Annotated in this window: 1 protein-coding gene; it reads right to left on the bottom strand. The window is 59.8% G+C overall.

Annotation, left to right across the window (positions count from 1 at the left end; genetic code table 11):
• Positions 1 to 2,513 (bottom strand): VirB4 family type IV secretion/conjugal transfer ATPase (locus AWB78_RS42095; protein ID WP_062613180.1); only part of this gene is annotated, 2,513 nt, incomplete at its 3' end.
• Positions 2,514 to 2,635 lie beyond the last annotated feature (122 nt).

Genomic DNA, 2,635 nt, shown 5'->3' with positions numbered 1-2,635 from the left:
TTGTCGGGCGTGCCGGAAAGGATCGCGATCTCGTCGTCCATGCCGATGAGGTCCATGACCGCGAGAGCCGACTGGTTGCCCTGCTTGACCAGAAACTGGCGGCTGTCCTCTGGGATGGACAGCATGGCGTCGAGCTCGGCCTGTGTGAGCTTGAGGTAGTCGAGGTAGTCGGCGGGCGTGGCCTCCGGGTTGTAGAGCATCACCTTGGTCACGCACGCCTGCACGATGGTCTTGCCGATCGTGCTGTCGAGCGCGTCGTTCGCTTCCTGTGTGGCGAAAACGTAGATGCAGTCCTTCTTCCGATCGGTTTTCAGGCCTCGCTTCACTTCGAGCGTGATGATTGGGTCGTCAAGGTATTGGGCGAACTCGTCAAACGTTTGAATGACGCGCCGTGTGCCATCGATGGATGACCGGACGCGATAGAGCAAATACATGAGCAGCGGCGTGCGCGCGATCGGCGCCTTTTGACCTGAGCCCACAATAAAGTCCGTCAGATCGAATCCGAATACGTCCCGCTGATTCAGATCCAGTTCGTCCGAATCGTTGTCGAACAACCAGCCGTGCTCGCCACCACGACACCACGGCTCAAGCAGCGACGCGAGTGACGGCCGCTCGCCCGCGCCCACCTGATACGGACGCGGAATGTTCTGTACGATCGCCGTGAACGTCCGAGTCTCAATCTGCTTGAACAGTGATTCGTCGCCCATGACCGCCTCAACGGCATCGTTGACTTGCTTGACTTCGTCATGAGTAATCGGTCCCTCGAGCGAGGTTTCGGCACAGATTCGCACCAGGCGCTTGACCATACGAATATTCGCCTTCGTCGGTGCGAGCTGCGCCGGCTGCCAGCCGGTCGGCTCGCCGTCGCGCAGAACGGTGTATAAGCCACCGAGCGCAGCCACGAGTGGATACATGCCAAGCCCTACGTCATAGATAAATTGACGAGGCTTGAACTTGATAGAAAATGTCTGTAAGGCGTTGAGCAACGTCGTCTTGCCGGAGCCCGTCTTGCCAAGCACGATCGTGTGACCAGGCGGACGCTTGCCGAGCGAGTTTTCATTGATCGGCGAAGAATGCCAGTTGAAGAACAAAGGCGTGCCCGTGACGGTCTTGAGCAGCGCGACGGCTGGCCCCCACGGGTTGCCATCGGGCTTGCCGACCATGAAGTTATGGAACGGCGCGAACGACAGAAAATTTATGCTGTTGATCGGCACCGGACGCGGTGCGAGCGCGTGGTTTCCCGGCAGCCGCGACCACCATGCGGCGTTCGACGCGAGGCCAATCGATCCCGCGACAATCGAGCACGAATTCAGCATTACGCGCGCCGCTCGCGCACGACGCTGCGCTACCTTCGGCGTGTCGGCGGTGACGTGCAGGCACCCGTAGTACCAGCCCATCGTCACGCGCCGGGAGACCACGTCATCCGCAGCGTCGGCCATTTGCGCAATCTGCGAGCGGCTCTTGTCCCGCGTTTCGAGCATCGCCTTTTCCTGATGGGACAGGAACACGCTTGCGGCCATGCTCGACATGCAGCAATACTGCTGCGACAGCACGAACTCAAAATCCGCTTCCATCAGGAAGTTAAGTTGGCCGGGCTCGGTCGCCTCGGGAAAGTCGACCACCTCAACGCCCGCGATGTACTTGTCCGAGTCGATGCGGCGACTCTGCATCACGTCGCCGAAAAGCGAGCTGACGGTACGGTTGTACAACATGCTTTCGCGGACCCGCTCTCGCGTGACCGGCACGGGTTGCCATTCGTCGTTGGCCAGGAAGCTGAGGAATTCAAGCGCGCTCGAAAACGCGAACTGGCGACTTGCGGGCGGCACGACGTGCAAGGCGGGCGCAGTGTGCGCGGCGGCGGTGTCCGGTTCAGCCAGAATGTCCTCGGGGTCCGGCTCATCGTCGGATTCCTCGACTTCAGTTGCGCTGATGCGGTTGCCCCGCTCGTCACGGAAGTACACACCGAGTGTTTCGATGCCATAGGCGCGCATCGAACCGGTGATCTGAGAGGCGATATCTTCGAGGCTCGCGATTGCTTCGGCCTGGATATCCAGCAGATCATCGCGCGACGGGCGCTCGAATCGCGCAAGAAACTTCTGGGTGAAGTCGCCGACGGGGTTGTACACGACCGTCAGGTACCAGTCGTTGGTCATCAAGGGCACATCTTCGAAGCGCTTGCGGTACTTGCGGTCCAGCTCGCGGGCGAACGTCGCGGCAAACTCGCTTTCCGGGTAACGGTCCGTCTGGTGATGATGCAGGTGCACCCAAAACTTGACGTGCTCGTTGCCCACCGTCTTGAACAGTTGGTTCAGGTCGCGACGCCAGTTGATGTGCTCCCAGTCTGAAGCGCATTCGTGCGACCGGCCTCGGACTCGGAACGTCATCAAATATTCATTCGCTATCGTGCTAACGATCTGGTCGGTGACGTGGTAGGAGTACGGCACGAACTTCACCGCCGTTGGCTCCTTTCGATAGCCGTTGTCGGCCTTCGCTCGGCGAACGGAGACAGCCATTATTTCTTCACCTTGTAATCCACCGTGGAATGGCTCGAACCACCCCATCGCTTGCTAAACGGCGAGTCGATGAGATTCGTGATTTTCGTGGTGAACGCGAGGCCGATGATCCGGAACATGCG

It is taken from the genome of Caballeronia calidae (genome assembly GCF_900044055.2).
Lineage (GTDB): Bacteria > Pseudomonadota > Gammaproteobacteria > Burkholderiales > Burkholderiaceae > Caballeronia > Caballeronia calidae.
The sequence above is the reverse complement of the archived record's forward strand: the minus strand, read 5'-3'. Positions and strand labels throughout refer to the sequence as shown.